Raw genomic sequence first — 23,666 nt, forward strand, 5'->3', positions numbered from 1 at the left:
TTTAAAATTGTATGGCGTAGTTGAGTACAGGAATGATTCCTGTCATGTGTTCATTGATGATTTCACCTTTCAGCGGGTCATACCGCCTGCCATAAATATTGGCACGGTTGGTAAGATTCTGTACGTCAAGTGACAGTGTGCTGGTATGGCGCGGCCGGTTCCACTTCATGCTCAGCCGGATATCCATACGGAAGTACGCCGGCATCTGTTGTGAGAAGGCAAGGTTTTCATAGTATTTGGTATAGCCCAATTGCTCTGAGGCTTCAAAGTTGATCGGCGTATCCCGGTAGCCGCCGAGGTAGACCAGTTTTCCATTGACGCCAAAGCTGCGTTTGTTGGTGTGATGAACGAATTCCTTTCCCGCGGTGAGTGTTGAGGCGAGTCCGCCATTGAACCTGGTGTTGCGCTCCACACCATCAGCTGCCGTGTAAAGGCTCTTGTAAAATGAATTGGAAAACAACAGGTAAAAATGATTTCGCAATTGTTTTTCAAAGGAAATCTCCAGCCCATAATTTCTTCCCTTGCCATTGTTGACCAGCGGATCGGTAACAAAGTCTTCCATGATATTCAGTGTACTGAAAGTGCTGGTGTCATAAATGCTAATGGGCACGTCAGCGAGCATCTGGTAATAGGCTTCTGCACGTAGTTTCAGGCCTTTTCCCAACAGCCTGTTGTACGACAATACAAAATGCTGCGCGCGGGTCAGATCAAGATTTTTATTGGGTAATGAATGTGTACTGCCATCCGGTGTTTCGGCAAAATACACACCCATTCCCTGGATCTGGCTGTGGCTGCCATAGCCGAATGCAAAACTGTTTTTGCGGTCGGCATCATACCGGATCGCCACACGTGGTTCAATGGCGTTGGTGTTGTTGAGCATGAGTTGCAGGAAGTGCAATCCGCCGGTTACCATCCACTTTTCAGACATCCGGTATTGCCATTGAGCGAAAGCCTGAACCGTTCCGGTATTGCCGGTTGTATTGATGCGTTCCAGTACCGGGTCGCCGGGATTTTCCCTGCTGTGTTGCAGGTAGTTGAAGCGGATACCGGTAAAGGTGAGCCCTCCGCTGAAGGCATGTTTATTGCTCAGCTGGTATTGTATGGCTGTGTTGGCGATCATCTTCCTGGTATCATAGGATTCTTTGTAGGTGTTGAGAATACTGTCAGGTCTTTCTGCATATCGTTCATCATACTGGTTTTCCTGCAGTGAATAGGCGATCCTTGTTTTCCACTGAATTTTTTTACCGATCGGCAAACTGTATGTCATGCCGGCAACACCTGTTTTGCCTTCATATTTGCCGCCATACCGGTCGGCTTCCGTTTCCCATTTAACGGGATCTGTTTCCGTATCAAAATTTTGAGCGCTCTGGCCACCAAATCCGAACAGGGTAAATGTTCCCGCCTTTCCTGCGGGAAGATTGATGTTAAAGGAAAGGTCCTGGAAGTCTGTGGAACCGGTACCGATATCCAGGCCGAGTTTTCCCAACAACTGCAATGTAGAATACCGGTAATTCACCAGGTAGGAGCCTTTGTAGTGCTTGCTGAACGGGCCTTCCGCCGCAAGGTTCAGTCCCAGCATCCCGATCTGTGCGGTATATTCTCTTTTCTCATTGTTTCCTTTGCGCAGATGGAGATCGAATGCACCGCCGAGTGCGTTACCGTACTCTGCTGCAAATGCACCGGTAACAAAATCAGAAGTGGAGAGCAGCTGGGCACTGAGAATGGAGATCCCGCCACCGCTGCTGTTTGCACTCGCAAAGTGATTGGGATTGGGAATGTCAACCCCTTCCATACGCCATAACAATCCGGACGGCGCATTGCCCCTGATCACAATGTTGTTTCCACCATCATCAGAACCCACAACGCCTGCAAAGCTGGTGGCCATCCGCAACGGATCATTGACCGCAGCAGCGTAGCGCTGGGTTTCTTCCACGCTGAAAGCACGGGCGCTGACAACACTGAGCTCATTCAGTGGTTTGGTTCGTAAAGCCTTTGCCTTGACAACCACTTCTGCTTCGCTTTTGATGGATAATTGCATAGGAACCGACAATACCATTTCCTTACCGGAGATCAGGTTGAGGTTATCCATCCAGATCTCCTGGTACCCGGTGTGCGTGATATTCAGTTGCTGGATGCCAATGGGTACCTGGTCAAACCGGAAGTAGCCCTGTTGATCCGTAACGGTTTTGCGGTTGAGTGCAGGCAGGCTCACAGTAGCACCCGCTACAGGTGTTTGCAGCAACTGATCAGTTACCTGCCCGCGAAGGGTCTGTGTTACCTGTGCGCTTAAGAGAAAGGGAATCAGTATTCCGAAAATGCCGATAAGGTTTTTCCAATATTTAAACATCATGATCGTCGTTTGTCATCCGACAACCAACGTTCTTCTTACCCCCATCCGCCAAAAGATAAAATCTGTTAAAATAATTGAAATCCCGCATGCCATCCGAGCCAACCTGTGCGGTTCTCACCCAGGTCATAGGTCTTGAACGAACCGGATGGTATGGGATATTGCCAACCTTTCACCGCAGCAGGCTGGTCACTGATCATTACGCTGAAAGCCGGACCAGCATACACTTCCAGCCATTTTGAGATTCTTACGCGAAGCTGAACGCTTGCCCTGTTCAACAGGTTGAGATAATCCCAGGTGCCGAGATAACAATATTGTGCAGAGAATTCGGCCATCATGCCAAAGGTTTTTCCGAAAGACAGGTCAGTGCCAACACCATAACCGAATGTTACGATTCTTTTGGTGGTATCAGGATGAACGCCACCCAGCAGTATGCTATACAATTTGTGATTGCCTGTTTTGAATGCAGCATTGAATGGGGTGACCTCATTGTTGTAAAATGCAAGTTTATGATAGCCTTTCAATACAATGTTGATCAGCCCGATGCTGTAGCCCTCCGATGTGTCTGCTACATTGATCAATCCTATCTGAACCCCTTTCAGCTTCCTGGCAAAGTTGATCACGCCGCCAATTTGTGCTCCTTTCAGTGTATCTCTTACAAAATTGGTCACACCACCGAGCTGCATCCCGGTCAGTGACCTTCCGGTATAATTGCTGATGCCCGATACCTGTACGCCTCTCACTGATTTTGCTGTGAAATTATTCAGGCCACCGATCTGAAGGCCGTCACCACTTCCAAGAACGGTATTGCTTAAGCCACCGATCTGAACACCCGTCATGTTTCCCCCTACAATATTGAAGAGGCCGCCCACCTGCACATATTGTACGTCTTTTTTGTCCATGTTGAAAAGACCGCCGAGCTCAAATCCTTTAACACCGCCGCTGTATCCTCCAAAGACGTTAAAGGAAAAGTTGTTAACCACCTGCGCATTCAGCTTGCCGTTGCTGGACAATCCGGGAGTAAGTGAAACCTGCACGGGTCTGACGGTAAAGAATTTGCTGAGGTTAATGCTTTGGGCTTTAAGGCGCGACGACAAAAGGAATTTGCCGAGGGCAGTGCGCTGCACTTTCAGCGAATCCATCTTTTTATAGATATACAGGATGCTGCTGCTGTCAGGCTGCGGCACGGCAATAAACAATGAATCGGGTACGGTGCCGATGCCGGGAGCTACAATTACGTCAGCGCCACTGAATTCAACAGGAGACAGGGTAATGGTAACGGCCTGGTTGTAACCCGACCGGATACGGACGGTCGTATCTTCATAAAATTCCTTGCTTACCGTCAGCGAGGCATTGCTGTAGCGGCTTTTCAGGCGGAGCCGGAAAGCGCCGGATTCATCCGTCAGCGTAGCTGCCAGTCTTTCTTTCTCATAAATACTGGCGGCCGCGATGCGTTCGCCAGTCTGGTCATCGCGCACCACACCCGTTACAAAGTAATTGTTTTCCCCGGCTGGCTGTTCATTGGTGATCAGTTGAATCCTGATGGGTGTTCTCCGGATGATGATATAGTTTTCCGACTCTCTGAATTCGTATCCGGAAGGGAAGATCAGGTTGAGGGCGGCCCTGACGGTGCGCGTACCACCGGGATAACTGACAATACTGTCGCGCCGCAGAATACTGCTGTTGTAGCTGAAGTAGAAATTGCCCTGGTTGCTGATGAGCTCAAGCAGGTCTTCCACGGATTGCCGGTTCGGTGCCAGTGTTATTTCCCTGTTCAGCAATTGTGCTTTGGAAGAAACCGTAACAGCCAGCAAAATCAATATGAGTACGATCTGTTTACTCGAGAATATAGTTCTCCCCATTCCGGCTGGCTTTTATATCGAATGTTTCGGTGATGACCCTGATGATCTGTTCCAGGGGTTCTTCGTGGAAGGTTGTGGTAAGCCGCAATTCGCGGAGCGCCGGCGTCCTGATATCGATTTTGACGTTATAGGCCTGTTCCAGTGTTTCCGCCAGTTTCCAGAGGGGCGTATTGTCGCACACGAAGGTACGGGTTGAATAATACTGATACAGCTTGTCAGGTTCGCCGGTTTTTTGCAGCAGGGTATCTTTGTCTGGCACTATGGTTTTTTCACCAGGTCCCAGTGTGATCTGCTGCGCGTTGCGGGATACCTGAACTTTTCCGCTGGCGACGGTGACAATGGTCTTATTGCCTGCCTGCCGGATATTAAAGGAAGTGCCGAGCACCGTTATGATCACATTGCCCGTTCTGACCACGAAGGGGTGCTGTTTGTCGGGTGTTACCTTAAAAAAACCTTCCCCTTTCAGCGTAACAGCGCGCTCTTTTCCACGAAAGGCTTTCGGATAATCCAATTGGGAGGATTTGTTCAGTACGACGGTGCTGCCGTCCGAAAGCGTCCGGGATGCAGGAGTGGTACCTGAAGCCCATGCTATCGGCTCCCTGTCTACGCTGCTCCGGATAAACAGGTAAACAATACCGGATATGCCGATCAACAGGCCAATGATAGCTGCGGCCCTCAGCAGCCCAAATCGCGGCCGGATTACCCGGGGCTGATGTTGCACCCTTTCCTGAAACCTGTTCCAGGCTGCGTTTTCATCTACTGTGGAAATTGCTGCAATATGTCGGCTTTCCGTCCAGATGCGGCGAAAGTCTTCCAGCTGGCGGCGATTGGCGGGGTCAAGGTCAAGCCAGGCTTCGAGCCAGGCTTTCTCTTCTGGCGTAGCTTCATCTGCCAGCAGCTTGATCAGCAGATCTTCGGGTTCATATGGTCCGGGATAGGTCAATTTTGTTGATTAAACAGGAATATTAGTAATGGAAGAAAGTCAACCAGTTTTTCCCGCAGGATCCGCAGCGCCTTTCCCATTTGATTTTCAATCGTTTTAATGGATAACCCCAATTTATCGGCAATTTCCTGGTATTTAAGCTCCTCAAAGCGACTCATCTGGAAGATGGTGCGGCATTGTTCGGGCAGCTCCTGCAAAGCCTGGTCCAGCTGCCGCTGCAGTTCACCCAGTTGAAGTTTGCCGGTGGCGGGAAACCTGTTGTCTTCCTGCCGCGACAAAGCAAACTGCCGGTAGGCTGATCTGACCTGCTGGTGTTTGAGGTGGTTGAGACACTCGTTGTAAACGGATCGATAAAGGTAAGCGGTGGCGGACTGCCGGATATCGAGTGATTCTTTCTTTTCCCAAAGCCGCACAAAAACATTCTGAACCATCTCTTCCGCCAGGGTTTCTTCTTTTACCATAGACAATGCATAGGCATGCAGGCTTTTAAAATGTGATTTAAAAACCGCCTCAAATCCCTGTATGCCCTCATCGGTATTCAGTTGAAAAACACCGGGAGTTGGTAACGCCATGCGGATCGATTGGTATCTCCTGTCAAATATAACGGCTTCTCGCAAATAGGCTTTTGTATACGACAACCGTCTGTCATTTTACCCCTATGCCGGCAGGAATTATTTATTCAAAACAGGCTTTCCGGAGTACTTCCATATAGGCAAGGCCTTTCTGGCGGGCGAACCGGATATTACGGTCAGGGATATCGTCCGGATCATCAGGATAGAATTCCAATGCTTTTTCGATGCTTTCTTCCCGGAGCAGGTGAAACATCGGGTAAGGCGAACGGTTGGTGAAATTGGCCGGATCGTCTGCGGTTGATCCTTCGAACTTGTATTGCGGATGAAAGCTGGCCAACTGATAAATTCCTTCGTATTCTTCCTGAATCAGGAAGTCCTCCAGCTGATAAAGCATGTCAAGATAGTCTGTAAACGCAGTAAGCTGTTCGGGTAATATGATCAGCGTGGTTTCAAGTGCGGGTGTATTGTCCAGCCGCTCCATTTCCTCCCTTAACAACAGGAATAAATCAGGGGCATCAGATACGACCCTGTAGAAAATGGTACCCCTGTCCATTTCCCTTTTGGCGAAAGGGCAGAAGTTACAGCCGATCACTACATCTTCGATCCACCGGCGGGTATGTTGGATGATGGTCTCCTCATTCATGCTGCAATTTAAGAAATCGCGTTTCTATGGCGCCTGTTAGCGGTGAGGATCAGGATCGAACCAAGCAGCAGGAAGAACAGGGCTATATACAAGGCATGCAATAATGTTACCGGGTAGCCCAGCTGACTGACATTCACAAAGGGGTAGGGGTAGTAGCCGCTGTAAGCGCCATAAGTCAGCACCCAGCCCAGGTACAGTACCGGGTAGACCAGCCAGGGAAGCAGTTGCGTAAAGGGTATTTTTCCGGCTGGCTTCAGCCACCACCATACCGCCAGTGCAGCCAGGGGATTAACAGTATGCAATAATTCGTCGACCAGCTTTTGAAAGCCCTGGGGGTTCCAGACATGGCGCAGCAGTAACTGATAGACTATCCCTACGATGCAGATATAAACGGTTACTGCCGTGAAGGGGGAAGCACGCTGAAAGAACTTGCCTGCAGCTGAAAGGGGAAACCATGCGATCGCGGTATAGCAGATTGCCACGAGGATATTTGTCAGTATCGTGAAATAGGTGAAAAACCGGATGATGGTGGTGGTCAGGCTTTGCTGGCGGTTTTCAATGATCAGGTAAAGCTGGCCGATCACGGAAAACCACAAAAGGACAGCAAAAACAGCCGCTATTTTTTGTAGTCGCATATGGGAAAAATAGGCATTAATTGGCTTACTGCGCTTTGCGCACCTGTTCCGGTGCGATGGAAGCGATTCCACCAATTTGCAGTGTTTCAAGCGGAATATGAAGGGAATCTCCGGTAATTACCCCGGTCCGCTTCAATACCTGCTCCACCTTGCATCCCAGCATTTTGAGCTTGCCGGCAATAGCCGTGATCTGGGTTTTGTCTGAAACCACCGCTACAAATTTCATAGTTGTAAGTTACGCTAGTATTGCAAGCGATCCTAACTGCGTATAAACGCAAGGCCTGCACCAACATCAGTAGCCGGGAGATTCAGCCGCTTTGCAGTTTGTACCAGTTTCATCCACAGGGCAGGAGCCGTCAGCGTCGGTTCCGCTTCCAGCAACAGCGCCGCAAGGCCTGCTACCATCGGGGTTGCCGCTGATGTTCCCGATTCCCGGCGGTAACCCTTATTCTTCCACGCGCTCCAGATATTTACGCCGGGAGCTGCAATGTCTATCTGTCCGCCATCCGGATTGATGCCGCCACAGGAAAATTCCGCAATACCGAGGTTTGCTGTCAATGCGCCCACTGCCATGATGGATGGGCAGTTGGCAGGATGCGCTACCGGGGAGATCAGTTTCTCTGCTCTTGCACTTTCGTTGCCTGCGGCAGCGATGATCAGGCAATTCTGTTTGAGGCATTCTGCTGCCACTGACTCATAGATGCGGGACCATGTTTCTCCTTCATAGGTTTCACTGCCGAGCGACAGTGAAACGACACGGCACTTATTGTCCAACGCCCATTCAATACCGGCAAGTATGTTTGCATCGGTTCCTTCTCCCTGGTTGTTCAATACCTTACCAATCAGCAGAGATGCAAGCGGTGCAACGCCATACCGGAATCCCCTGGTTGCATGCTGGTTGCCGGCTGCCAGTCCGGCGCAATGCGAGCCGTGTCCGTTCAGGTCGGTTACCTGCTGACCGCTGACGAATGTCTTTTTTCTGCGGATCCTGGGATGGAGATCAGGATGTGTTGTGTCTGCACCCGTATCAAGCACCGCAACCGGAATGTTTTTTCCTTTCAGGGGGCTGCCCAGGATATTCATTGCATGGATTCCCCAGCTGGCTGCCGCATTATCGGTATAGTCTGCTGATGCGCGTCGGCGGGATGCTATTGCATACACATATCTTTCCTGTTCTGTAAACAGGAAATGCGGCTGTTTTTGTTTGCCGGAAGAAAGTGCAGGTTTGAGGAGCGGTTCAGCGGACTCATTGATCACCGCTACCTTCAACCGGTCAAAATAAATGCCGTCCGCCTGCCGGAATGCTTCGTTGAGATAGTCTCCTGTTTTTGCCTTGCTGAAATCGGAAACAGCGGCCAGCCGGAGGGAATGTTTCCTGGCATGGCTGATTACCTGGCTGCTGTTGGAAGCGCGGTTGATCAGTACCAGTTTTCGGCCGGTATATCTTGGTTTGCGTTCGTCATCGCGCAGGGTGATTGCCGGAATGGTTACGTAGGATCTGGACATCCTCAAATTTACGCCTGATCCGACAAGTCGATGTATTTCTTTTTGATTGCCTCGATCTCTTCTTCAGTGAGATCTTCAATGTCAATCAGTTTGTTATCCGCTTTTTCAATGGCCTGGATCAATTCATTCAGTTTCAGTTGTATGGCCATAGTGTCTTTGTTTTGCGACTGCTGAATGATAAATACCATCAGGAAGGTGATGATGGTGGTTCCCGTATTGATGATCAGCTGCCATGTTTCTGAATAATGTGCAACGGGCCCTGTAATTGCCCAGCCAATAACGATTATTGTGGCAATGATAAAAGCATAGGGACTTCCTACAGCACGGGTAATTTTTCCGGCTATTTTGTCAAATAGAAGTGCCGGCTTGCTGGGTTGTTTGGCATGAAGTGACATATTGCTTTTTTTACTCCACAAAAAATACATGCCATGTTCTGATCCGGGGAATATATGCACCTGCCTGTAATGATGTTCCACCAGGGAAAGTAGCATGGCATTGGAACGATTGTTGAAAATTCCGTCAGGTAGTCGTAACTATTAAACTGAAGATCATGTCAAACACAAAAAAATCAACCCGGCAGGGAACACAGCATGCTGAGCACCTTGGAAAGATCCTTGACGAGTCGCTGAAGGATATTTACTGGGCGGAAAATCACCTGGTGAAAACGTTGCCGAAGTTGTCCGCAGCAGCTACCGATGAGCTCCTGAAGGAAGCTTTTGATGCACATCTTGGTCAAACCAGGGAGCATGTAGCGATCGTGGAACAGGTATTCAAACTACTTGGAAAAGAGGCTTCGGGAAAACGTTGTGCCGCTATGGCGGGACTTTCTGAGGAAGCCCTGGAGGTAGTGGAACAACATGAAGCGGGAGCAGCTAAAGATGCCGCACTGATCATGAGCGCACAGAAAGCTGAACATTACGAGATAGCAGCCTATGGTTCTATGGTATCATTTGCCATTCACCTGGGCAGGGAAGATGTTGCCGACCTGCTCACGGAAGTGCTAAGCTAGGAAAAGGATGCTGATGTAAAACTCAGTTCAATTTCCAATGATATCAATGACAGGGCCAGTATGGGCTAAAAGCTTACATGTACGATCTTGCCATCAAGAATGGTGAGTACACTGCGGGTGCCGGGTAACTGTTGCAAGGGAACAGCGAAAATGTCCTGTGACAACACGGCAAGGTCAGCCACTTTTCCCTTTTCTATTGTTCCTTTTGTCTTTTCGCGGCCTTCTGCTTTTGCTGATCCCAAAGTGTAGGCAGAAACAGCTTCCCTGACAGTCAGCGCTTCCTGGGGCCGGAGAGGATGAACACAGGCAAAGAAAATATTCAGGTATGGATTCATGGGGCCATCACTGCCCAGTGCCAGGGGAATCCCGGCCCGCAGAAGTGATTTCAGGGGAAGGGCAGTTTGCAGAACACCTGCTTGCCAACGAAGGCGCATCACCGAATCCATCATCAGGTGGGCAGGGTTTTGCACGACGATGATCTTTTGTTTCTTCAGCGCGTTGTAATGTTCGGGTCTGATGCCATCGCCGTGCTCAATACGGATCCGCGGTATCTTTCCGGCGGATTCATTTTTCTCCAGCCCGTTGATCAGCGTTGCAATGCTGCGATCGCCAACAGCATGAATATGCAATGGGCGATCGGTTGCGGCAGACCACTTAATAATGGTAGCCAGTTCCGCCTCATTGTAGTTCAGGCTGCCTTTCCAGAATCGTTTGTCTGCATAGTCAGTTGACATTGCTGCTCCCCGTTCGAGCGGCGTTCCGTCAAGCATCCATTTTATACCGCCGGTATAATACCTGCTTCCCTGCAACCATTTGTCGAGTGATGGATTGGAAAGCCGGGAATAATCATCGTTACTGAGTTTACCCCAGCGGATCAGACGCATGCGCAGCGGGAATTCTGCTGCCGGCAGCCACCGGCCGTAAACCTCCGGTGTTGCAGCGGTACACATATTCTGAATCGTGGTAATGCCCCAGCCGGAAGCATCCCTTGCCAGTTGCCGGAGGCTTGTTATGGCAAGATCGTCTTTGATGAAGGGCAGGGGCTGGCCGTACAACTGGGCTTCTTCCTGTAGCCTGCCGTTAATGATTCCCTCACCTGTTCTTTCCATCATGCCACCGGGAGGATCTGCCTGGTGTCCGGTAATGTCAAGTGCCTTCAGGGCGGCGCTGTTCAGAATGCTTCCATGCCCCCAATAGGCTGCCAGCCAGATCGGGTGATCGGAGGAAAGGCTGTCCAGCAGGTAACGGTTGATACTGGTATCCGACATCACCCCGATATCCAGGCTGCCAAAGATCCAGGTGCCTGCAGGAGTATTTGCAATGGCTTGCATCAACGAATCGCGGCAGGCAGACCACTCGGCAACACCTGTTTCAGGAAAGTCTATCGTATATCCAAGGTGAGCAGGGCGATGATGATAATGCGCATCATTGATGCCCGGAATCACAGTCTTTCCTTTCAGATCAATCTGACGGGTGGCCTTGCCGATGTGACGACGGATGTTTGCATTGGAGCCAACTGCGAGAATGGTATTTCCCCGGATGGCTACTGCATTGGCGAAACCGGCATCACCAACACCTGTAAAGATCTTGCCGTTTACGAGTACCAGGTCGGCAACCTGTGCTGCAACCGGCAGGAATAATGCCACCAGCGCGCCCGCGAGGAATATTTTCAGAAAGGAATATTTATCGGTTTTTGATGTACATTCCATAAGCGACTAAACTACACATTTTTGCAGTAAAGTAAAATTGCTGACTGTTATGAACAGACGAAGTTTTATCCGGAACATGACACTGGCGGGCGGCGCTATCAGCCTGCAGCATCCCTGGGAGATGATAGGCGGTATCAGGAAGAAAACACCGCTTTTATCCTTTTCTACATTGGGTTGTCCGAAATGGCCGCTCGAAAAGATCCTGAACACTGCTGTGCAATTCCAATATAACGGTATTGAGATCAGGGGTATCCAGGGGGAACTTGATTTGCCTAAATCTCCGTTGTTCAGCTCACCTGAAGCCATCAAACAAACTTCCCGGCTGATCCGGGAGAAAGGCCTGGTGATTGCAGGATTGGGATCTTCTGCAGAGTTGCATCATGCTGATATGGTTAAGCGCCAGTCAAACCTGGATAGTGCGAAAAGATTCATCGATCTGGCAGCCTCACTGGGTGGCACCAATGTTCGGGTGTTCCCTAATAATCTTCCCAAAGAGGAGGAGAAGGCCGTTGTACTGGCCCGGATAGCCGAAGGCCTGCAGGAGCTGGGTACCTACGCCGCGGGAAAAAAAGTAAGGGTGCTGATGGAAACCCATGGAGAACTGGTCTGGTCAGACGATATCCTGGCCGTAATGAAACAGGTGACAGCACCGGATACCGGGCTTATCTGGGATATCTACAATATGTGGACGGTTAGCAAAGAGAGTCCGGCTCAGGTGTTTGCCAAACTCAAACCCTATATATATCATACCCATATTAAAGACTCAGTTAAACGCGATGGAAAAGAAAACTATGTATTGCTTGGTCAGGGGGAGGCCCCATTAAAAGAAGCCATTACATCGTTGAAAGCCTCTTCTTATAAAGGGTTTTATAGTTTCGAATGGGAGAAGCTCTGGCATCCGGAAATTGCTGAACCGGAAGTGGCTATCCCGGATTTCCCCCAGGCTTTCAGGAAGATCTGGGGGTGATCTGCTGCGGCATTGACAATCCGTTTTTAACAGCGATGAGGTTCTCTGCCGCCATTACCGCCATCTTTGTCCTGGTCTCAAGTGTTGCAGAGCCAATGTGCGGCAATACACATACGTTGGGCATTTCCAGGAGGGGATTGCCTGGAGCCATTGGTTCGGGGTTGGTTACATCAAGTCCGGCGCCCCAGATCCAGCCTTTCTGCAACGCTTCAATGAGTGCCTGCTCCTCATGGATCTTTCCCCTGGCCGCATTGATGAAAATGGCGCCCGGTTTCATGCGCCGGAACGCGTCGCGGTTAAAGATGCCTGTTGTTGCGGGATAAAGGTTGGCGTGTACCGAGATGACATCACTTTCCTGCAGCAGGGTGTCAAAATCAACCCAGGTGGCCTGCACCAAATTTTGTTCCGGTGAAAGCTTGCTCCGGTTATGATAGAGGATCTTCATTCCGAATGCAGCGGCTGCCTTTCTGGCCATCACCAGGCCAATATTTCCCATGCCGAAGATGCCGAGTGTGCGACCTTCCAGGTCCCGGCCAAGGTTGGCCATCGGGTCGAAAAAATTCCAGTTGCCCTTTAGTATTTCCTTATGCATCTGAAATGCGTTCCTCGAAACTGCCAGCATGAGGAGAAAGGCGACATCTGCCGTGGCATTGCTCAGCACTCCCGGGGTGTTGCTCACGGGAATGCCAAGCGCGGCAGCTTCATCCAGGTCAATCTTGTCAAAGCCGGCGCTCATCAGGGCAATGGCTTTCAGATGCCGGCAGCGCCGGAGGAACTCGCCGTCCATCACTGGTCCGCCGACACTCAGTAACGCATCAAAATCCTGTAACAGGCTGATCAGGTGATTTGGGGAAAGCTCAGATTTGCTTTCATGCTGCACTACCTGGCAGCCCGCTGTTTCCAGCAGGCTGACAGCGTTTGCAGCGATCACCCGCGTAATAAAAATTCTCATTTTTTATCGATACGGTAGAGTTTACCCATATCCGTTACGGCATACAATGCCCCGTCTTTTCCCTGCGTAATATCGCGGAATCGTTGATTCTGATCAGCAAGGAGTCTCTCTTCACCGGTCACTTTATTGTTGTTGTCGATCACAAGCCGGGCGATATGCATGCTGCTCAGACCGCAAATAAAAAGATTGTTCTGCCATTCCGGAATACGGTTACCGGTATAGAAGGTCATGCCGCTTGGGGAAAGGACAGGATCCCAATAATAGACAGGCTGTTCCATTCCATCTTTTTGTGTGATGCCTTCTCCCACTTTTGGACCTGCATATTCTATTCCGTAGGTAATGGTGGGCCAGCCATAGTTTTTTCCGGGCTGGATCCGGTTGATCTCGTCACCACCACGGGGCCCGAATTCTCCTTCCCAGATATCTCCGGTTACAGGATGGAATGCCAGTGACTGAACATTGCGATGACCGTAGGAGTAGATTTCCGGCCTCGCGTCAGCCCTTCCTTCAAATGGGTTGCCGGGAGCTGGTTTTCCTTCGGTCGTTATTCTTAATACTTTACCCAGTGCGGCATCGAGCGACTGTGCAAGCGGCCTGGTGGCAAGGTCTGATCTTTCACCGGTGGTGACGATCAGGTTTCCTGTTTTGTCGAATAGTATTCTGCCGCCATAATGCAGGTTGCTTTTATATGCCGGAGTTGCCTCATAAATTACGGTTGCCTGTTCCACTGATTTTTCATCCGCTGAAAGTTTTCCTTTGGCCACTGCAGTAAGGTTGCCGTCAGCGGTTTTTTCAGAGAAAACCCAGTAGATCATCCTGTTCTGTTCGAATGCCGGGTCAATGGTGACGCCCAGCAGGCCACCCTGACCGGCTGCATTTACGGCTGGCACTCCGCCAATGGGAGCGCTGACATTACCGGTAGTGGTTGCGATCCTTAAGGTGCCTTTTTTTTCGGTGATCAGCAGACGGCCGTCAGGAAGCGTGGTTATGCCCCAGGGACTGTTCAGGTTGGTGGCGATGGCTTTACCCTCCCAGGTGGTTGCAGTGGTTACTTTTCTGATCCTGGTTTGTCCCTCAAATGCAGGTTTATAATCTGTATTGGGTTTTTGCGTTTCCACGCCGAGAGTGGTGGTGTCGGTAACTGCTGGTGAATCAGGGCCGCCTGGTCCGGAGTCGCTCTTGCAACTGCCTGCATAGAGGCCTGTTGCGCCTGCTGCCAGGAGTCCGAAGAGAATGTTGAGGTTGAATGTAGTCATATGAGAAAGGTTAAAATATTATGCCAAAAAAAGGGCTGCTTTACAAGCAGCCCGTATAAGTTAAGCCAACTGAAATCAGGCAGCTGTTACCGCTTTGTTAACCAGGTCGGCTGCCTCGCTGAGAAGGATAGCACTTTGAACCTTCAATCCGCTTTCGTCAAGCAGTTTTTTGCCTTCAGCGGCATTGGTACCCTGCAGCCTTACAATAATGGGTACTTTGATTTCTTCCATGCTTTGGTAAGCTTCGATAACTCCGGCAGCCACCCTGTCGCAACGTACCAGACCACCAAAAATGTTGATCAGGATCGCCTTCACTTTAGGGTCTTTCAGAATAATGCGAAATCCGGCCTCGACCGTTTGTGCGTTGGCAGTACCGCCCACGTCCAGGAAGTTGGCAGGTTCACCACCGCTGAGTTTGATGATATCCATGGTCGCCATGGCGAGCCCGGCACCATTCACCATGCAGCCTACGTTGCCGTCAAGTTTTACAAAGTTGAGGTTGTATTTGCCGGCTTCTACTTCCGTGGGGTCTTCTTCTGAGATATCACGCATGGCAGCGAGGTCAGGATGACGGGTGAGGGAATTGTCATCGATATTCATTTTGCAGTCAACGGCAATGATCTTTTCGTCGGAAGTTTTGAAAAGCGGGTTGATCTCCAGCATGGCGCAATCCAGTCCGATATACGCATTATACAGGTTAGTTACAAATTTCACACAATTCTTGAATGCTTCCCCGCTCAGCCCCAGGTTAAATGCAATCTTGCGGGCCTGGAACGGTTGCAGTCCGCCAGAGGGGTGAACCCACTCTTTAAAGATTTTGTCAGGGGTGTTGTGCGCCACCTCTTCAATGTCCATACCGCCTTCAGTGCTGTACATGATCACGTTCATGCCTTTGGAGCGGTCAAGGAGTACGGAAAGGTAAAACTCCTTTACAGGGTTGGCCCCTTCGTAGTAGACGTCCTGTGCTACCAGTACCTTGTTCACCACTTTTCCTGCTTCGCCGGTCTGGATGGTGATGAGTGTTCCACCCAGGATGTTCTGAGCAATATTTTTAATATCTTCTGCTGATTTGCCAACGGCTACACCGCGTTGTTCAGTTCCTTTGATCTTTCCCTTGCCACGGCCACCTGCATGAATCTGGGCTTTTACTACGGCAAATTTGCTGCCGTACTGGGTATGGATCTGGCGGTAAGCTTCTTCTGCTTCACCGGGTGTGTTGCAGGCAATCCCTTCCTGCACCGGTACATTATACTTCTTCAGTAATTCCTTTGCTTGATATTCATGCAAGTTCATAGAGGAAAAAATTTGGGCGAAGATAGGGGAAAAGGAAAACTTTGCCGACGATGGACTTCAACGAAACATTGGAATCAGCGCTCAAAGCGCTCTCCCTGGGCGATGCTGTTGCACTGCCAACAGCCGCGGGCATCCTGCTGGCCGTGGATGCCGGCAATGAGGAAGCTGCTGACCGGCTGGCACCCGGTGCCCGGAACCCGGTACTTTTACTGGCGGAGGAGCGGGATCTCCTGCAGTATATCAGCGCACTGGATCTTTCCGTGGCGGATCAGCTGAGAGAAGCACCACCCGCAACAGCATTCCGGTTTTCCGGAGTATTGCAGGTCGCCGATGCCTGGCTGAACAGCGATGGCTCCATTCCGGTGGCCCTAAGCAAAGACACATTCAGTTTTCACCTGTTGAAACGCTTCCGTCGGGCACTCGTGCTGCTGGAGGCAGATGCCGGCGTTATGGCGCAATATGCAGGCCATGCTCCGGCTAGCGGGGTTGAATTGTTAAGACAAGGTTACCTGGTGAGATCTTTCGAATGATCGTGCCGGATTATCTTCGCACCATGCCGAAATTCCTGGTCATACAAACTGCATTTATCGGAGACGTGGTTCTTGCTACCGGCATCCTGGAAAAACTACATCATTTTTTCCCGGATGCACAGCTGGATTATTTAGTGCGAAAGGGCAATGAATCGCTGCTGGCAGGACATCCTTTTTTAGATGAGGTGTTGGTATGGGATAAGAAGGCCGGAAAATACCGGGATCTTTTCAGGCTGCTGAAGGTCATCCGTGCAAAAAAATATGACAAGGTGATCAATGTCCAGCGGTTTGCAGCAACGGGATTGCTGACTGTCCTTTCCGGCGCAAAAGAGCGTATCGGTTATGATAAGAATCCGCTCAGTAATTTCTTTGACCGTCGCATACCCCATATCGTCAGCACGACAGCCGCTCCCAAACACGAGATCGAACGCTGTAATGATCTTATCGCTGCGTTTACGGACAATGTCGCGTATAAACCCAGGCTGTATCCGGCAGCGGCTGATCATGAGCGGATCATGCGTTACCGAAAGGGCAATTATATTGTTATTGCCCCGGCTTCGGTTTGGTTTACCAAACAATATCCGGCAGTTAAATGGATTCCGTTTCTGAAAAAACTTCCGGCTGACCTGCGTGTATACATTGTTGGTGCACCGGGGGATGCTTCTTTGGCAGACGAGATCATATCCGGAACAGGCAGGGAGAACATGGAATCGCTTTGCGGCAAACTGAGTTTCCTGGAATCCATCGCACTGATGGAGCATGCCCGGATGAATTACGTCAATGATTCTGCCCCAATGCATTTTGCCTCGGCTGTCAATGCCCCTGTAACCGCTGTTTTCTGTTCCACGATTCCGGCATTCGGATTTGGTCCCCTGAGTGACCAGCAGTCGATCGTTGAAATTGAATATCCGCTGGCATGCCGTCCTTGCGGTCTCCATGGCAGGGCTGCCTGTCCGCAGGGGCATTTCAAATGCGCACTGGATATCCGGGATGAGCAGCTGCTCACTTCCGGAGGTTTTTTTCATACTGCGTGATCCAGTCCTTTACGGATATTTTTTCACACAGTTCACTGATCAGTGCATAGGGGATCTTCGCGGAATCTTTGAAACGGATGCAGCTTTTCCCCATATCCAGCTTCCAGCCGGTAGCTGCATAGGATTTTCTGAACCAGTCCAGCAATACAGGATCGCCATAAAGTCCCATATGATACACTGCATAGAAATTCTTCTGGGCGGCAAGGCACATAAAAGGCAGGGGCTGTTCAGGCGATACATGATATCCATCCGGATATAGACTGTGCGGAACCACATAGCCGATCATACCATATCCCATCACTTCCTTAAAGCCTTCGGGGAGATGATCCAGGATCGCAGCCCTTAACCTGCGGACGGTTTCCTGCCGGTCTTGCGGCAGTTCATTGATATATTGATCAGGAGTAGATGAAGTTGAACCGGCCATAGCAGTACTAAAATACAGAATTCTTACCTTTGCCCCTCCATGGATATCCAATGCACCGAAAGAGAATTGTTCCTCATCAAGAAGATTGCGCACGCGGCTGCCGAGATCGAAGTTCCGGCATACCTCGTGGGTGGTTTTGTGAGAGATAAACTATTGGGCCGCCCTTCTAAGGATGCGGATATCGTATGCGTGGGCGATGGCATTGCACTTGCCCATAAAGTTGCGGACCGGTTTCACCCACGGCCTATAGTTGCCTTTTATAAAAATTTTGGAACAGCGTCCATCCGCCTGGATGGTTTTGAAGTGGAGTTTGTTGGTGCCCGTAAGGAATCCTACCGGTACCATAGCCGCAATCCCGAGGTTTTACCGGGTACACTTGAAGAAGATCAGCTGCGCCGGGATTTTACGATCAATGCCATGGCCGTCAGCCTGAATGAAAATGACCTGGGGAAACTGATCGATCCGTTTGACGGTGTACAGGATCTCGCCGGCAAGGTGATCAGAACACCGCTTGATCCGTCACAGACCTTCAGTGACGATCCGCTGCGGATGCTGCGTGCCATCAGGTTTGCTTCACAGCTGGGATTCGTGATTGAACAGCGCACATGGGATGGCATCTGCCTGCAGGTAGACAGGATCAAAATAATTTCCCAGGAGCGGATCACAGAAGAATTCAATAAAATACTGAGCAGCAGGCAGCCATCAGTCGGTCTTGACCTGTTGTACCGGTCGGGGCTCATGCATATCATTTTCCCCCAGATGGTGGACCTTGCCGGCGCAGAATATATTGACGGCATGGGCCACAAAGACAATTTTTATCACACGCTACAGGTGGTAGACAATATTTCCAGGCATACCGACGATCTGTGGCTGCGTTGGGCGGCATTGCTGCATGATATCGGGAAACCACCGACGAAGAAATTTGAGGCGGGTCATGGGTGGACATTTCATGGCCACGAAGTGGTGGGTGGCCGGATGGTGCCCCGCATATTCGCGAAAATGAAACTGCCGCAGAATGAAAAAATGCGGTATGTCCGCAAGCTGGTGGAACTCCATCTGCGGCCTATCAGCCTGACCAAGGACAATATAACGGATAGCGCTATCCGCAGGCTGCTGTATGATGCAGGAGAAGAAATCGACGACCTTATGTTATTGTGCAGTGCGGATATTACTTCCAAAAACCGGGTAAAAGTGAAACGGTTCCTGGAAAATTTTAACCTTGTGCGGGAACGTTTGCACGAAGTGGAGGAAAAAGACAAGATCCGCAACTGGCAACCGCCGATCACGGGAGAGATCATTATGACAACCTTTGGCCTGCCACCCGGAAGAATAGTGGGGGAGATCAAAAATGCGATCCGCGAGGCTATTCTTGATGGAGATATTCAGAACAATTACGATGCGGCATACGAATTGATGATGAAAAAAGCAACCGAGTTCAACCTCCAACCCGTTCTCTAAAAGAATTGTATTTTAGTTTCAAATCGAACAACAACCATGGCTATTCTGAAGTTCCGGATCTATTTTGAAGAAGACGACAGTGTTTACCGCGACATTGCCATCAGGCATAAGCAGCATTTTCTGGACCTGCATCAGGCGATCCTGAAAGCCTATGAATTCGACAATAAACATGCAGCTACTTTTTATCGCAGTAATGACAGCTGGCAGCGTGGCAGGGAGATAACCCTGGAAAAATATCAGAAGCCGTACAAGGTCGAGCCATTATTGATGGCGGAAACTGCAATCGGTACAGAGATCTCCAATCCCAACGAGAAGTTCATTTACCAGTACGATTTCAACCGCAACTGGGTTTTCCTGGTGGAACTGATCAACGTATCGAAAGAAGAGAACCCCAAGGTTGATTATCCCGCCACCGTCAGGGTGGAAGGAATAGCGCCTTCACAATATGGAACAAAGGGGCTGGTAGGTGACAAGCTTACCGAAATGGAAGAAAAATATGACCTGCAATCCGGTGCCGAAGGTTTCGGAACGGAAGGGGATGACGACGATGGGCAATCTGATGCAGAAGACGCAGTGGATTACGGAAGCGAGGGCGAAGAAGAAATCTGATCAGTGAATAGAGACCGGCATAGGGACCTTGTGATCATCGTGGTAGGACCTACCGGTGTTGGAAAGACAGCGGTAGCCGTGGAACTGGCAGGCCTCTACGGAACGGAGATCATATCTGCAGACTCCAGGCAGTGTTACAGGGAACTCTCGATCGGGGTTGCGCGTCCTTCTCCAGCTGAACTGGCTGCAGTGCCGCACCATTTTATTGCTTCCCATAGTCTGCTGGAAAACCTGACTGCTGCCGATTTTGCAGCATTTGCGCTGGGAAAGGCAGCAGCATTATTCACAAAGTACAGGGTAGTAGTGATGGCCGGCGGCACAGGGCTTTATGTAAAAGCTTTTGCCGATGGTCTCGATGATATTCCGGCTGCCGATCCGGCCATTCGGGCAGGCATTATTAAACAATATGAAGTGGAAGGCCTGCTATGGCTGCAGGAGCAGGTCAAACAAGCGGATCCGGCCTGGTTTGCCGACGGTGATATTCAGAACCCCCAGCGGTTGATGCGGGCGCTGGAGGTTTATCAAAGTACGGGTCAAAGCATCCGGACTTTCCAGCGCGGTACCAAAGCGCAAAGACCTTTCGATATCGTCAAACTGGGACTGGACCTGCCACGTCCCGAACTCTACAAACGCATTAACCGTCGTGTTGACCTGATGATGGAAGCCGGATTGTTACAGGAAGTGAAAGACCTGGTCAGCCTGTTTGCACTGGAACCCGGAAAGGAGGTGCCGAATGCGCTCCGCACCGTAGGGTACACCGAGATGATCGCGCACCTTTTCGGAAATATCAGCCTGGATGAAGCAGTTCACCTGATCAAACAAAACACGAGGCATTATGCCAAGCGACAGCTTACCTGGTTCCGTAAAGATCCGGAAGTGACCTGGGGCAAGCCATTTCCTGAATTCACAATTCCTTAATATTGCAATTGCTGAAAGCACCGAGCTTCGTGACCCATGATAAATGCCAATGCATTCGGTCAGAATTTTTACTGGGGGGTCGCAATATCTGCTGCACAAAATGAAGGCGCCATCGCTGAGGGTGGAAGGAGCCCTTCGATCTGGGATAGTTTTGTCAGAAGACAGGGTGTAATAAAAAAGGGAGGCAAAACCAGTCCCGCCTGCGATTTTTATCACCGTTACAAAGATGATATTCTGCTTGTAAAGGCACTGGGTTTTAACTGCTTCCGGTTTTCCATTTCCTGGTCCCGGCTACTGCCTGACGGCACCGGTAAACCGAATCCTGCGGGCTTGCAGTTTTATCATGCGGTGATTGATGAATGCCTGCGTCTTGGGGTCACTCCTTTCATTACGTTGTATCACTGGGATCTTCCCCAGCGTCTCCAGCAGGAGGGAGGCTGGGCGAGTCCGCTGATCAACCGGTGGTTCCGCCACTTTACCAAGATCTGCGCAAAAGCCTTTGGGGATAAGGTAAAGCACTGGATCGTTCTGAATGAGCCCGTGGGCTTTACGTCACTGGGGTATATGCTGGGAAAACACGCTCCCGGTAAAAAAAGCCTGGATGATTTTCTCCGAACCGTACACCATGCTGCACTGGCCCAGGGGGATGGCGGCAGGGTATTGCGGGAATTTGTACCACATGCCGTGATCGGTACAACATTTTCCTGCTCTGAAGTAGTGCCTTACAGCGAAAGACCGGAAGACAGGACCGCTGCTGCAAGAATCGATCTCCTGTTAAACCGGTTGCTGATTGAGCCCTTACTGGGCAAAGGTTTTCCCGAGGATGATAAAGGGCTGATGGATAAACTGGTCAGGCAGAACCTCAGCTGGAAATACCAGGAACGGATGCATTTTGATATGGATTTTATCGGACTTCAGAATTACTTTCCGGTAACGGTCAGACACCAGGGATTTATGCCGCTGATACAGGCAACCGAAGTGAAACCCGTTCAGCGCAAGGTTCCGCATACTGCCATGGGTTGGGAAATCAACCCGGGTGCATTTCACCGGATAATTAAAAAGTTCTGGAAGTACGGTGCCATCCGCCAGTTGATGATCACCGAAAACGGCGCTGCCTTCAAAGATACCCTGCACCAGGGCCGGATCGCTGATGCTGAACGAACCGCCTATTACCAGAGCCACCTTGCAGCATTGTTACAGGCGAAAAAAGAAGGGGTCAATATCGGTGGTTATTTTGCCTGGACCCTGATGGATAATTTCGAATGGGCAGAGGGCTATGAGGCCCGTTTCGGCCTGGTACATGTAGATTTCAAAACGCAGTTGCGCACGGTAAAAGATTCGGGTTACTGGTGGCGCGATTTCCTTAGTATGCAGACCATCAGAACTTGATCCCAACAGTAGCCATTACTGTTCCGCCGCTGCCGTCCACACTGGCATAAGTGTTCGCTTTGTCAGGGAGCCGGTAGGGAAAATTCACGTCTTTGGTTATACGCTGTGAATAGGAAAGATCCACGAAGAAACCTTTGTTGCGGTATCCGAGTCCGCCGCTGATAAACATCCGGTTGCCGTCGAGGTTGCTGTCGTCATAGGGATTGCCATAAAATGCGAAACCCGCACGTGCCATCAGCGTATTGAATTTCATCTCGCCGCCAATCCTGGCATTGATGGCGCCTTTGTAAATTTCCTTCATTGTTTTGTTCACGGCGTTGTAGTATTCATCGGAACTGGCGTCCTCTTCGTCGCCGCTGTGAAAACGGTTGCTGCCATAAGTGACGTATTCCAGGTCAGCAGTAATGAATCCCCTTTGTAGTTTGGTGTCTTCCACTGCATTGAATACCCATGATCCGCTGACAAGTAAATGCCAGGGAGATACCATGTCGTATTTGTATTCGGGGAGGTAACCGCCATTCAGGGTTTTTACATCAACAGTGCTGGGGGCATTATAATTTTCCAGGTCTGCGTACATGCTTGCATCATAGGTTTCCTTCAGCGCATACCAGGTTGGCGTATGTATGGCGAGACCCAGGCGCAAGGCATTTACAGGCTTAAAGATCATTCCCAGTTTCAGGTTGATACCAGCGCCTTTGCTGGTAGCCGTTTCCCTGAGTTCAGCGTTTTTAAAGTAGCTTTCTGTATTGTTGCTGGCGTCCTCTTCCGTATATACGCTGGTCTTTTCATAATTGAGAATGGGAATACCCAGGCTGACGCCCCAGTAGAATTTGTCCTTGCTGTTTCCGGCAAAACTCACGGCAATCTCTGTAATGCCTCCCTTTGTTTCAACATCATTCCGCTGGTTCAGCAGGAATGCGGTATCATTCAGGTAGGCATAGCGCAAAGGTGTACCGACAACTTCGGTACCGCGACCGGGTGTTGTCAGTGTATCTACCAGGTAGGTGTATAAAGCCATCCTTGCCGGGAAAGAAATGCTGTTGCTGTTCAGTGCGTCTTCGATGCTGAGGCCGGAAGCGCTGATTTCGGCAGCATAGGCTTCAGTAAAGGAGCTGTAGTCGTTCTGGCCCTGGTAGGTTACCCTGTTGCGGAAATCAGCCGTTCTGTTAACGGCAAAGCTGAATGCCGTACTCTTATTCGGATTGTACCGGTCGGGCATGCCAAATACAAAACCGGTAGTGCCGAACTGGAAACCGGAACCGGACTGACTGGTCTTTGTTTCGCGGTAATTGGAATTGTTATTGAAAAAACTGAAACCGGGCGACAGTACAAATTCGTTGGTTTTGTACAGGCCGAGCCCGGCGGGGTTGATGTAATTGGAACTGATATCACCTCCAAGTGAACCACCTGCACCTCCGATCGCCTGGTTACGGGCCGTTCCGTTGGGAGTAGTCCAGGAAGTTCTGAGGGCGTCTTCGGGTACCTGGGCATAAGTGTTCAGGTATACTACACTCATGGCTGCAATCAAAAAACCTTTCCTGTTCTGCATGCTGCTGTTAATCGCTTATTGTAAAAAAAAGAGGAAACAACTCTATAGAACAAGCGTTTGT

At 50.2% G+C, this 23,666-nt stretch carries 23 protein-coding genes; 8 read left to right on the forward strand and 15 right to left on the reverse strand.

Annotated features, from left to right (window positions below):
* Nucleotide 1: 1 nt before the first annotated feature.
* The 9 genes from FPE01S_RS12540 to FPE01S_RS12580 all read right to left on the reverse strand — a co-directional run bounded on the left by FPE01S_RS12540 (nt 2) and on the right by FPE01S_RS12580 (nt 8,999).
* The gene (locus FPE01S_RS12540) at nt 2–2,350 is read right to left on the reverse strand and encodes a TonB-dependent receptor (protein ID WP_052955745.1); all 2,349 of its coding nucleotides are present in this window, start codon (nt 2,348–2,350) and stop codon (nt 2–4) included.
* 65 nt (nt 2,351–2,415) lie between these two features.
* Nucleotides 2,416–4,209 (reverse strand): carboxypeptidase-like regulatory domain-containing protein, encoded by a 1,794-nt coding sequence (locus FPE01S_RS12545; RefSeq protein WP_083990250.1) that lies wholly within the window; start codon nt 4,207–4,209, stop codon nt 2,416–2,418.
* A complete protein-coding gene (locus tag FPE01S_RS12550; RefSeq protein WP_046369314.1) occupies nt 4,184–5,152 on the reverse strand; it encodes a FecR domain-containing protein in 969 nt (322 codons plus the stop codon). The genes FPE01S_RS12545 and FPE01S_RS12550 overlap by 26 nt, the downstream gene beginning before the upstream one ends.
* Entirely contained in the window at nt 5,149–5,724 is a 576-nt protein-coding gene (locus FPE01S_RS12555) for an RNA polymerase sigma-70 factor (protein WP_046369315.1), read from the reverse strand. The genes FPE01S_RS12550 and FPE01S_RS12555 overlap by 4 nt, the downstream gene beginning before the upstream one ends.
* A gap of 103 nt (nt 5,725–5,827) precedes the next feature.
* Nucleotides 5,828–6,367 carry a DUF1415 domain-containing protein gene (locus FPE01S_RS12560; RefSeq protein WP_046369316.1) on the reverse strand — a complete coding sequence of 180 codons (540 nt, stop codon included), beginning with the start codon at nt 6,365–6,367 and terminating at the stop codon, nt 5,828–5,830.
* 8 nt (nt 6,368–6,375) lie between these two features.
* Complete coding sequence (locus FPE01S_RS12565) at nt 6,376–7,002, reverse strand: Pr6Pr family membrane protein (RefSeq protein ID WP_046369317.1); 627 nt, start codon at nt 7,000–7,002, stop codon at nt 6,376–6,378.
* Nucleotides 7,003–7,027: 25 nt separating this feature from the next.
* Nucleotides 7,028–7,228 (reverse strand): hypothetical protein, encoded by a 201-nt coding sequence (locus tag FPE01S_RS12570; RefSeq protein ID WP_046369318.1) that lies wholly within the window; start codon nt 7,226–7,228, stop codon nt 7,028–7,030.
* 32 nt (nt 7,229–7,260) lie between these two features.
* Complete coding sequence (locus tag FPE01S_RS12575; protein ID WP_052955746.1) at nt 7,261–8,508, reverse strand: S8 family serine peptidase; 1,248 nt, start codon at nt 8,506–8,508, stop codon at nt 7,261–7,263.
* Nucleotides 8,509–8,516: 8 nt separating this feature from the next.
* A complete protein-coding gene (locus FPE01S_RS12580; RefSeq protein ID WP_245623994.1) occupies nt 8,517–8,999 on the reverse strand; it encodes a low affinity iron permease family protein in 483 nt (160 codons plus the stop codon).
* Nucleotides 9,000–9,058: 59 nt separating this feature from the next.
* Between FPE01S_RS12580 and FPE01S_RS12585 the strand changes: the two genes are divergently transcribed.
* A complete protein-coding gene (locus FPE01S_RS12585) occupies nt 9,059–9,517 on the forward strand; it encodes a DUF892 family protein (RefSeq protein WP_052955747.1) in 459 nt (152 codons plus the stop codon).
* Between the two features lie 65 nt (nt 9,518–9,582).
* Here the strand turns inward: FPE01S_RS12585 and FPE01S_RS12590 are convergent, their stop codons facing one another.
* On the reverse strand, nt 9,583–11,226 hold the full coding sequence (locus FPE01S_RS12590; protein ID WP_046369319.1) for an amidohydrolase: 1,644 nt from the start codon (nt 11,224–11,226) through the stop codon (nt 9,583–9,585).
* A gap of 49 nt (nt 11,227–11,275) precedes the next feature.
* Here FPE01S_RS12590 and FPE01S_RS12595 point away from each other — a divergent pair, with 49 nt between their 5' ends.
* Complete coding sequence (locus FPE01S_RS12595) at nt 11,276–12,193, forward strand: sugar phosphate isomerase/epimerase family protein (protein WP_072053989.1); 918 nt, start codon at nt 11,276–11,278, stop codon at nt 12,191–12,193.
* Here FPE01S_RS12595 and FPE01S_RS12600 read toward each other — a convergent pair.
* The 3 genes from FPE01S_RS12600 to sucC all read right to left on the reverse strand — a co-directional run bounded on the left by FPE01S_RS12600 (nt 12,174) and on the right by sucC (nt 15,694).
* A complete protein-coding gene (locus tag FPE01S_RS12600; protein ID WP_046369320.1) occupies nt 12,174–13,145 on the reverse strand; it encodes a 2-hydroxyacid dehydrogenase in 972 nt (323 codons plus the stop codon). The two genes, FPE01S_RS12595 and FPE01S_RS12600, sit on opposite strands and share 20 nt — an antisense overlap.
* Nucleotides 13,142–14,401, reverse strand: coding sequence for a PQQ-dependent sugar dehydrogenase (locus FPE01S_RS12605; protein ID WP_046369321.1), 1,260 nt, complete (start codon nt 14,399–14,401; stop codon nt 13,142–13,144). The genes FPE01S_RS12600 and FPE01S_RS12605 overlap by 4 nt, the downstream gene beginning before the upstream one ends.
* A gap of 75 nt (nt 14,402–14,476) precedes the next feature.
* Entirely contained in the window at nt 14,477–15,694 is a 1,218-nt protein-coding gene (sucC, locus tag FPE01S_RS12610) for an ADP-forming succinate--CoA ligase subunit beta (protein ID WP_046369322.1), read from the reverse strand.
* A gap of 50 nt (nt 15,695–15,744) precedes the next feature.
* Between sucC and FPE01S_RS24905 the strand changes: the two genes are divergently transcribed.
* Both FPE01S_RS24905 and FPE01S_RS12620 read left to right on the forward strand, forming a co-directional pair.
* Entirely contained in the window at nt 15,745–16,224 is a 480-nt protein-coding gene (locus tag FPE01S_RS24905) for a hypothetical protein (protein ID WP_052955748.1), read from the forward strand.
* A 23-nt stretch (nt 16,225–16,247) separates the two neighbouring features.
* Nucleotides 16,248–17,258, forward strand: coding sequence for a glycosyltransferase family 9 protein (locus tag FPE01S_RS12620; RefSeq protein WP_046369873.1), 1,011 nt, complete (start codon nt 16,248–16,250; stop codon nt 17,256–17,258).
* Here the strand turns inward: FPE01S_RS12620 and FPE01S_RS12625 are convergent.
* The gene (locus FPE01S_RS12625) at nt 17,227–17,682 is read right to left on the reverse strand and encodes a DUF1801 domain-containing protein (RefSeq protein ID WP_046369323.1); all 456 of its coding nucleotides are present in this window, start codon (nt 17,680–17,682) and stop codon (nt 17,227–17,229) included. The genes FPE01S_RS12620 and FPE01S_RS12625 overlap by 32 nt on opposite strands.
* Before the next feature lie 39 nt (nt 17,683–17,721).
* Here FPE01S_RS12625 and FPE01S_RS12630 point away from each other — a divergent pair, with 39 nt between their 5' ends.
* The 4 genes from FPE01S_RS12630 to FPE01S_RS12645 are packed head-to-tail and all read left to right on the forward strand — an operon-like array spanning nt 17,722 to nt 22,056.
* On the forward strand, nt 17,722–19,140 hold the full coding sequence (locus tag FPE01S_RS12630; protein WP_046369324.1) for a CCA tRNA nucleotidyltransferase: 1,419 nt from the start codon (nt 17,722–17,724) through the stop codon (nt 19,138–19,140).
* 36 nt (nt 19,141–19,176) lie between these two features.
* On the forward strand, nt 19,177–19,749 hold the full coding sequence (locus FPE01S_RS12635; RefSeq protein WP_046369325.1) for an IS1096 element passenger TnpR family protein: 573 nt from the start codon (nt 19,177–19,179) through the stop codon (nt 19,747–19,749).
* A gap of 3 nt (nt 19,750–19,752) precedes the next feature.
* On the forward strand, nt 19,753–20,667 hold the full coding sequence (gene miaA / locus FPE01S_RS12640; protein ID WP_046369326.1) for a tRNA (adenosine(37)-N6)-dimethylallyltransferase MiaA: 915 nt from the start codon (nt 19,753–19,755) through the stop codon (nt 20,665–20,667).
* A gap of 36 nt (nt 20,668–20,703) precedes the next feature.
* The gene (locus FPE01S_RS12645) at nt 20,704–22,056 is read left to right on the forward strand and encodes a GH1 family beta-glucosidase (RefSeq protein ID WP_046369327.1); all 1,353 of its coding nucleotides are present in this window, start codon (nt 20,704–20,706) and stop codon (nt 22,054–22,056) included.
* Here FPE01S_RS12645 and FPE01S_RS12650 read toward each other — a convergent pair.
* The gene (locus FPE01S_RS12650; protein ID WP_046369328.1) at nt 22,046–23,605 is read right to left on the reverse strand and encodes an OmpP1/FadL family transporter; all 1,560 of its coding nucleotides are present in this window, start codon (nt 23,603–23,605) and stop codon (nt 22,046–22,048) included. The two genes, FPE01S_RS12645 and FPE01S_RS12650, sit on opposite strands and share 11 nt — an antisense overlap.
* Nucleotides 23,606–23,666: the final 61 nt, after the last annotated feature.

The organism is Flavihumibacter petaseus NBRC 106054 (genome assembly GCF_000974785.1).
Taxonomy (GTDB): Bacteria; Bacteroidota; Bacteroidia; order Chitinophagales; family Chitinophagaceae; genus Flavihumibacter; species Flavihumibacter petaseus.

Coding starts and splice junctions, on each gene's coding strand:
- FPE01S_RS12540 (WP_052955745.1), bottom strand. CDS start 2,350: ATGATGTTTAAATATTGGAAAAACCTTATCGGCATTTTCGGAATACTG.
- FPE01S_RS12545 (WP_083990250.1), bottom strand. CDS start 4,209: ATGGGGAGAACTATATTCTCGAGTAAACAGATCGTACTCATATTGATT.
- FPE01S_RS12555 (WP_046369315.1), bottom strand. CDS start 5,724: ATGGCGTTACCAACTCCCGGTGTTTTTCAACTGAATACCGATGAGGGC.
- FPE01S_RS12560 (WP_046369316.1), bottom strand. CDS start 6,367: ATGAATGAGGAGACCATCATCCAACATACCCGCCGGTGGATCGAAGAT.
- FPE01S_RS12565 (WP_046369317.1), bottom strand. CDS start 7,002: ATGCGACTACAAAAAATAGCGGCTGTTTTTGCTGTCCTTTTGTGGTTT.
- FPE01S_RS12570 (WP_046369318.1), bottom strand. CDS start 7,228: ATGAAATTTGTAGCGGTGGTTTCAGACAAAACCCAGATCACGGCTATT.
- FPE01S_RS12575 (WP_052955746.1), bottom strand. CDS start 8,508: ATGTCCAGATCCTACGTAACCATTCCGGCAATCACCCTGCGCGATGAC.
- FPE01S_RS12580 (WP_245623994.1), bottom strand. CDS start 8,999: ATGCTACTTTCCCTGGTGGAACATCATTACAGGCAGGTGCATATATTC.
- FPE01S_RS12585 (WP_052955747.1), top strand. CDS start 9,059: ATGTCAAACACAAAAAAATCAACCCGGCAGGGAACACAGCATGCTGAG.
- FPE01S_RS12590 (WP_046369319.1), bottom strand. CDS start 11,226: ATGGAATGTACATCAAAAACCGATAAATATTCCTTTCTGAAAATATTC.
- FPE01S_RS12595 (WP_072053989.1), top strand. CDS start 11,276: ATGAACAGACGAAGTTTTATCCGGAACATGACACTGGCGGGCGGCGCT.
- FPE01S_RS12600 (WP_046369320.1), bottom strand. CDS start 13,145: ATGAGAATTTTTATTACGCGGGTGATCGCTGCAAACGCTGTCAGCCTG.
- FPE01S_RS12605 (WP_046369321.1), bottom strand. CDS start 14,401: ATGACTACATTCAACCTCAACATTCTCTTCGGACTCCTGGCAGCAGGC.
- sucC (WP_046369322.1), bottom strand. CDS start 15,694: ATGAACTTGCATGAATATCAAGCAAAGGAATTACTGAAGAAGTATAAT.
- FPE01S_RS24905 (WP_052955748.1), top strand. CDS start 15,745: ATGGACTTCAACGAAACATTGGAATCAGCGCTCAAAGCGCTCTCCCTG.
- FPE01S_RS12620 (WP_046369873.1), top strand. CDS start 16,248: ATGCCGAAATTCCTGGTCATACAAACTGCATTTATCGGAGACGTGGTT.
- FPE01S_RS12625 (WP_046369323.1), bottom strand. CDS start 17,682: ATGGCCGGTTCAACTTCATCTACTCCTGATCAATATATCAATGAACTG.
- FPE01S_RS12630 (WP_046369324.1), top strand. CDS start 17,722: ATGGATATCCAATGCACCGAAAGAGAATTGTTCCTCATCAAGAAGATT.
- FPE01S_RS12635 (WP_046369325.1), top strand. CDS start 19,177: ATGGCTATTCTGAAGTTCCGGATCTATTTTGAAGAAGACGACAGTGTT.
- FPE01S_RS12645 (WP_046369327.1), top strand. CDS start 20,704: ATGATAAATGCCAATGCATTCGGTCAGAATTTTTACTGGGGGGTCGCA.
- FPE01S_RS12650 (WP_046369328.1), bottom strand. CDS start 23,605: ATGCAGAACAGGAAAGGTTTTTTGATTGCAGCCATGAGTGTAGTATAC.